Genomic DNA, 436 nt, shown 5'->3' with positions numbered 1-436 from the left:
CCTTGCCCGCCGGTCCGGCCTGGCCTTCGACCACGGCGGGATGCGGTGCGCCCTCGGCGAGTGCGCGCAGACCGGCCCGCAGCGCGGTGCGGTCCGCGCCCGCCACGACGGCGCGGTGCTCCAGCCTCGCGCGGCCGGTGACCAGCGACCGGCCGATATCGGCCGGGTCCGCGTCGTCGAGCGTCAACAGCTGCCTGGCTTGGGCGCGCAGCGCCGCAACGGATTTCGCGGAGAGGACCAGTGGCACGCACGGTGGTTCCGCATGCGGTGGAATCTCCGCGTCGTCGGTCGGTGCTTCTTCGAGGATGATGTGGGCGTTGGTGCCGCTGATGCCGAAGGAGGAGATGGCTGCGCGGCGGGGTCGGTTGTGTTGGGGCCATGGTTGTTGTTCGGTGAGTAGTTGGACGGCTCCGGTGTTCCAGTCGACTTCGGTGGT

The 436-nt window shown here is 70.6% G+C and carries 1 protein-coding gene; it reads right to left on the bottom strand.

Annotation, left to right across the window (positions count from 1 at the left end; translation table 11 throughout):
- Nucleotides 1-436: ketoacyl-synthetase C-terminal extension domain-containing protein (locus ON39_RS33830; RefSeq protein WP_040740309.1), on the bottom strand; the 436-nt coding region annotated here is incomplete at both ends.

The organism is Nocardia tenerifensis NBRC 101015, from assembly GCF_000308715.1.
GTDB lineage: Bacteria > Actinomycetota > Actinomycetes > Mycobacteriales > Mycobacteriaceae > Nocardia > Nocardia tenerifensis.
This window is presented reverse-complemented; position numbering and strand designations above follow the sequence as displayed.